Annotated in this window: 7 protein-coding genes; 4 read left to right on the plus strand and 3 right to left on the minus strand. The window is 69.7% G+C overall.

The window, feature by feature from the left end; all coding sequences use genetic code 11:
• Positions 1-22 precede the first annotated feature (22 nt).
• Positions 23-1681, minus strand: a complete 1659-nt coding sequence (locus ACFVAV_RS34995; protein WP_379039978.1) for a (2,3-dihydroxybenzoyl)adenylate synthase — start codon at positions 1679-1681, stop codon at positions 23-25.
• Between the two features lie 87 nt (positions 1682-1768).
• Between ACFVAV_RS34995 and ACFVAV_RS35000 the strand changes: the two genes are divergently transcribed.
• The 4 genes from ACFVAV_RS35000 (at position 1769) to ACFVAV_RS35015 (ending at position 5127) form a co-directional block, all read left to right on the plus strand.
• A complete protein-coding gene (locus ACFVAV_RS35000; protein WP_379039968.1) occupies positions 1769-2716 on the plus strand; it encodes an SDR family oxidoreductase in 948 nt (315 codons plus the stop codon).
• A gap of 9 nt (positions 2717-2725) precedes the next feature.
• Positions 2726-3862, plus strand: coding sequence for an isochorismate synthase MenF (locus ACFVAV_RS35005; protein ID WP_379039969.1), 1137 nt, complete (start codon positions 2726-2728; stop codon positions 3860-3862).
• 24 nt (positions 3863-3886) lie between these two features.
• Positions 3887-4555 carry an isochorismatase family protein gene (locus ACFVAV_RS35010; protein ID WP_379039971.1) on the plus strand — a complete coding sequence of 223 codons (669 nt, stop codon included), beginning with the start codon at positions 3887-3889 and terminating at the stop codon, positions 4553-4555.
• A gap of 242 nt (positions 4556-4797) precedes the next feature.
• Entirely contained in the window at positions 4798-5127 is a 330-nt protein-coding gene (locus ACFVAV_RS35015) for a hypothetical protein (protein ID WP_379039972.1), read from the plus strand.
• A 46-nt stretch (positions 5128-5173) separates the two neighbouring features.
• Here ACFVAV_RS35015 and ACFVAV_RS35020 read toward each other — a convergent pair whose 3' ends face one another.
• Complete coding sequence (locus tag ACFVAV_RS35020; RefSeq protein ID WP_379039973.1) at positions 5174-5587, minus strand: type II toxin-antitoxin system VapC family toxin; 414 nt, start codon at positions 5585-5587, stop codon at positions 5174-5176.
• Positions 5587-5835 carry an Arc family DNA-binding protein gene (locus tag ACFVAV_RS35025; RefSeq protein WP_379039974.1) on the minus strand — a complete coding sequence of 83 codons (249 nt, stop codon included), beginning with the start codon at positions 5833-5835 and terminating at the stop codon, positions 5587-5589. Before ACFVAV_RS35025 ends, ACFVAV_RS35020 begins: the two co-directional genes overlap by 1 nt.
• Positions 5836-6069: the final 234 nt, after the last annotated feature.

Raw genomic sequence — 6069 nt, forward strand, 5'->3', positions numbered from 1 at the left:
GAGTGCGCCGCCCCCGCCACGGTCACTGCCCGAGCGCGCCGTCGGCGAGCAGCTGCCGCAGTTCCTTGCGGCTGGTCTTGCCGACGCCGGTCTCCGGGAACTCGTCGACCACGACGACGGTGTCGGGCATCTTCCACGCCGCGACACCGCGCGAGCGGACGAACGAGCGCACTGTGATCAGGGACGGCCGCACAGCCGGGTCGGCGGGCTGGACGAAGGCGCAGATGCGCTGTCCCAGTACCGGATCCGGAGTACCGACGATCACCGCGTCGCGCACGTCCGGGTGCTCGAGCAGATGCGCCTCGAGCTCCTCGGCCGACACCTTCTCCCCGCCCCGGTTGACCCAGTCACCCGCCCGGCCCGCGACCACCAGGTTGCCGTCGGGACGGACGGAGACGATGTCGCCGGTGCGGTACCAGCCCTCGGCGGTGAAGCTGCGCGCGTCGGCCTCGGGATTGTCGTAGTAGCCGCGAATCGTGTACGGCCCCTGCGTGATCAGATTGCCGGTCGCGCCCGGTGCCACCTCGGCGCCGTTGTCGTCGACGACCGCGATCCGGTCGTGCTCGGACATCGGGCGGCCCTGGGTGCCGACCACCACGTCGATCGGATCGTCGAGCCTGGTGTAGCAGACCAGCCCCTCGGCCATGCCGAACACCTGCTGCAAGGTCACGCCGAGGGCGGGGCCGACCCGGCGGGCCAGCTCCTCCTGGCAGCGCGCCCCGCCGACCTGGACCACCTGCAGGCTGGACAGATCGGGGGTGTCACGCGCCTCGGCCCGCTCGGTCCACAACCGCGCCAGCGGCGGCACCAAGCCGGTGATGGTGACGCCGAACCGCTCGATCAGCGGGAACGCCGTCGCGGGGGTCGGGTCCGGGGTCATCGCCACGGCGCCGCCCGCCCACAGCGCGCCCAGAATGCCCGGCGAGCTCATCGGGAAGTTGTGCGCCACCGGCAGGGTGGCGAGATACACGGTGTCGCTGCCGAGTTCGCAGATCTCGGCGCTGCGCCGCACGCTGTAGAGGTAGTCGTCGTGCGTGCGGGCGATGAGTTTCGGAATGCCGGTGCTGCCGCCGGAGAGCTGCAAGAACGCGACGGCGCTCGCGGACGGTCCCGCCAGTTCGCCTGGGGTGTCGCGAAATTCGGCGATGTCGTGCACGCACTCCGACAGCGCATGGCCCGGCTCGTCGAGCACCAGCAGAATGTGGCGCAGGCCCGGCACCTCGGCGCGGACCGACTCGGCCAATGCCGCGTAGTCGAAGCGCTGGTGGGTTCCGCAGGTGATCATCGCCCTCGCCGCGGCGACTCTGGCGATCGGGACCAGTTCGGCAGCGCGGTGCGCGGGCAGGCAGAACACCGGGAGCGCGCCCAGCTTGAACAGGGCGAAGATCACCTCCACGAATTCGGCGCGATTGGGCAGCTGGACCAGCACCCGGTCGCCCGCGACGATGCCGAGCCGGGCCAGGCCGGTGGCGAGCGCACTCGACCGGTGGTCGAGCTCGGCGTAGGTCCAGCTGTTCGCTGTGTCGAGCACGGCGATCCGGTCGGGTGCGGCGGCCGCGCGCGCGGCGAGCACATCGGCGAAAGTCTCACCGGTCCAGCAGTTCTGCTCTCGGTAGCGTTGCGCCAGCTCAGCGGGCCACGGGGTGAAGCCGGGGAGCACGGGATCGGTCAAGTCGAGCACCTCTTTCCAACGGATCTTCGGGCATTCCCGTCGGAAGTTGTGAGCGAAGGTAACCATCCGACGATGAATTCAGGTTAGGCTAACCTCATGTCAAATGGTGATTTCCCCGGGCGGATCGTCGTCGTCACCGGCGCGGCCGGGGGTATCGGAGCCGCGATCGCCGCCCGGTTCGCCGCCGCGGACCGGGTCGTTTCGCTCTGGGACTGCGATCCCAGGGTCCACGCGACCGCCGCCGCTCTCGCCGAAGTGACGACGATAGACGCACCGCACGGCCGCACGGTGACAGCGCCGAGCGCCGGAGACGACGGCGACCGCACGCCGGGCGTGACCGCACCGTTCGGTCGCGACGACGTAGACCGCGCGGCCCGGTTGCCCGGTCGTAGCGATACCGCCTGCGCGACAACGGCTCTCATTCACGGGGTCGAGGTGGATGTCAGCGATGCCCGGTCCGTCGCCGCCGCGTTCGACCGGCTCACCGCCGAGTACGGGCCGGCGGATGTCGTGGTGCACGCGGCCGGTGTCATGGTCGGCGGCAGCGCGCTCGAGCTCACCGCGGACGACTGGGCGCGCTGTCTGACCGTCAACGCCACCGGAACCATGCTGGTCACCCAGCGCGCGGCCGCCGACATGGCCGCGGCGGGCCGGGGATCGATCGTCGTGGTCTCCTCCAATGCGGCGGCGGCGCCGCGGGTCGGCATGGCCGCCTACGGTGCGGCCAAAGCCGCCGCCACCGCCTTCACCCGGTCGCTGGCCCTCCAGGTCGCGCCGCTCGGCGTGCGGGTCAACCTGGTCTCGCCCGGCTCCACCGACACCGCCATGCTGCGCGACATGTTCGGCGGCACCCCGCTCGACGACGACGCCGAGACCGCGCTGCTCGATGGCGACCCCGCCGCCTACCGGCTCGGTATTCCCTTGCGCCGCATCGCCGCTCCCGCCGATATCGCGTCGGCCGTCCACTTCCTGGCGTCCGACGGCGCCCGCCACATCACCATGCACGACCTGCGGGTCGACGGTGGCGCAACGCTCGACATGTGAACCGAAAGGGTGATCACCATCAGTACCGACAGTTCAGACCCCGCTTTCGTCCTGTCCCGTCCGCAGCGGACCGTGTCCGCGTCCGCGGGCGGGACGGTCTTCCGGTCGGCGCACGACGCCGTCACCGCGCTGCGCAGTGGGCGGATCAGCCACATCGTCGGCGCGCTGCCCTTCACCCCCGGTGCGCCGACGGCGCTGTGGGCGCCGGAATCGGTGCACATCACCGCAGCGCCGCATCGGCCACGGCCGGGCACGGTGATCCCCCGCTTCGACATCGACGCCGCCGTGCCCGCCCCCGACGAGCACCAGCGACGCGTGGCCGCCGCGGTCGAGCTGCTCGCCGATCCGGGCCACCCCCTTCGTAAAGTCGTGCTGGCCAGGGCTATTCGCGCGATCTCGCCACGGCCCGTGCGGGCGCACGACATCCTGGACCTGATGGTGGCCTCCGACCCGCTGTCGAACGGCTTCCTGGTCGACCTCTCCGCCGCCGGAGGCCGCTATCCCGGCCGTCACCTCGTCGGCTCCAGCCCCGAGATCCTGGTGCGCCGTACCGGAACCGAGGTGCTGAGCCACCCGCTGGCCGGCTCGGCCCGGCGCATCACCGACGACCCGGCCGCCGATCGCGCCGCCGCCGACGCGCTGCTCACCTCGGCGAAGGATCACGCCGAGCACCGCTACGTCGTCGACCAGGTCGCCGCCGTGCTCAGCGACCGCTGCGCCGGCATCGACACTCCCGCACCGGAACTCACCGCGACGCCCGCCATGTGGCACCTCGGCACGCCGATCTCGGCGACCGTCCCGCTCGCCGGGCCCTCCGCGCTAGAGCTCGCGGTCGCCCTGCATCCCACCCCCGCCGTCTGCGGCACGCCCGCCGGCGCCGCCGCGCGGCTCATCGCCGACCTCGAAGGTGAACGCGGGTTCTACGCGGGCGCGGTCGGCTGGTGCGACGCGGACGGCAACGGCGAATGGATGGTGAGCATCCGCTGCGCCGAACTGTCCGCCGACGGCACCACCCTGCTCGCCCACGCGGGCGGCGGCATCGTCGCCGAGTCCGATCCCGCGGCCGAACTGGCCGAGACCACCGGCAAATTCCAGCGCATCCTCGCCCCGCTCGGGATCGCCGACCTGCCCGTTTCCGTCGGCTGACGCCGATCCCACCGAAAGGCCGTCATGCCGATTCCCCCGATCGCGCCATATCCGATGCCCGCCGCCGACGAGTTCACCGCCGACCAGGTGGCCTGGACCATCGAACCCGGCCGCAGTGCCCTGCTGATCCACGACATGCAGCAGTATTTCCTCGACGCCTACGACATCTACCGCGACCCCGCCCGCACCCTCATCGCCAATATCGCCCTGCTGCGCGACCGCTGCCACGAACTCGACATCCCGGTGATCTACACGATGCAGCCGGGCAACCAGCACCCGTCGCGGCGCGGCATCCTGGCCGACTTCTGGGGTTCGGGCATGGCCGAGGGCGCCGACACCGCGGTGGTCAACGCCATCGCCCCCGAACCGCAGGACATCCAGGTCACCAAGTGGCGGTACTCCGCCTTCCAGCGCACCGACCTGCGCGAACTCCTCGGCTACTACGGCCGCGACCAGCTGATGATCACCGGCGTGTACACCCACATGGGCTGCATGCTCAGTGCCGCCGAGGCGTTCATGAGCGATGTGCGGCCGTTCCTCGTCTACGACGCGACCGCCGATTTCAGCCGCGACGAGCACGTGATGGCGCTGAACTATGTCGCGCGGCGCTGTGGTGCGGTCACCGGTACCGAGGACCTGATCCAGCAGCTCGGGACCGCGACGGCCGAAACGACACAGCGGCGTTCCGCCTGACGATGGGCCGCGGAGTCCGGCTGTGGCACAGTCGGACTCGCGACAGTCGCGTGGGAGTGGGGGTCATCGGTGCGCAAGATCGTCGGAGTGGAGCCGTTCGTCACCGAGCGTTCGGCTCTGCTCGCGGAAGGCAACCGCCTCACCGCCGTATACAAGGAGTTGGGCAGGCTCGCGCGCCGTTCAATCGCTCCCTCGGCCCCGACGTGCCGTACGTCTTCCCCCAGGTCCTCAGCCATCCCGAGATGCGAGCCGTGATCACCCAGGTGCGGATCGGCCCGCACACCGGCTGGCCGATCACCTACCACTGCTCCACCTACCGGCCGCGCGGCATCGCGCTCGAACCGGTCTGGGGCAGCGACCATTACGAGGTGGACATGCCTCCCCACCGGTACGCCGCCTGGGACGACAACTGGGGCTCGAACCGCCGCGATTTCGACCTGAAACCCTGGCTCGACAACGGCAAACTCCACTGGATCGCCCCCGGCGACGCCACCGCAACCCTGCGCACCGGTTCCGCCGACTGCCCCTACCTGGACCTCCCCGGCACCCGCAAGGACAACCGCCCGTTCTGAACCGACCACCCGCCTGAACTTGCGACGGAAGCCGTTACGGCACAGATCATTCCCACGGATCGATGACCGTGACGCCGGTCGCGCGGAAAGCTGTATCGCGGGTCGCGATACTCATTCCGACGGCCTTGGCCGTGGCCGCGATGTAGCCGTCAGACCTGCCGATAGCTATGCCCGCGGCCCGTGCGGTTGCCATGAGGTCCGCGTACTCCGCGGCGTCAGCCAGGTTGAACGGGAGCACACGGCCGGCGAACAGCGGCATGATCCGGGTCTCGAAACGTTCACGCATCCGGTCTCGGCGGGCGCCGTCCGGCATCGCGGCCAGTCCGTAGCGGATCTCGGCGACAGTGATGGTCGACAGGTAGAGCGTGCGGAACGAAGTGCCGTCCAGCCACGCGATCACCCGCGGGTCGGGGACCTTGCGCATGGTCTCGGAGATGACGTTGGTATCCAGGACGATCACTAGTCGAACTCCAGTGGCTCGGCAGGTGCACGGTCACGATCGTTGATCAGGTCGTATTCGTCGTCGGTGAGTTCGAAATCGCGGCCGATATCGGCCAGGAGCGAACCGAGCTTGATGTTCTCATCTGGTTCGGGTGTGACGGCATCGGTCAGAATCGCGCGTACCTCAGCCTCGGTACTACGGCCGTTCGCGGCCGCACGCAGACGTAGCCGGTCACGGACATCATCGGGTAGATCGCGAACGGTCAATCGGGCCATGATGGTCACCCACTCCAGAAAATGGCGCCATTGGCGCCAGTGACGTCACTGGCGCCAATTCTAGGAGTGTGTGCCGGTACAACGCAAGGGGCCCTTGCCGTTCGTGGTGAACGGCAAGGGCCCCTTTGGTCGTGCTTCTTTACAGCGCCTTCAGTTCCTCGGTGACCGCACCGACGGACTTCTTGGCATCACCGAACAGCATCGAGGTGTGGTCGGCGTAGAACA

It is taken from the genome of Nocardia sp. NPDC057663, from assembly GCF_042799895.1.
Lineage (GTDB): Bacteria > Actinomycetota > Actinomycetes > Mycobacteriales > Mycobacteriaceae > Nocardia.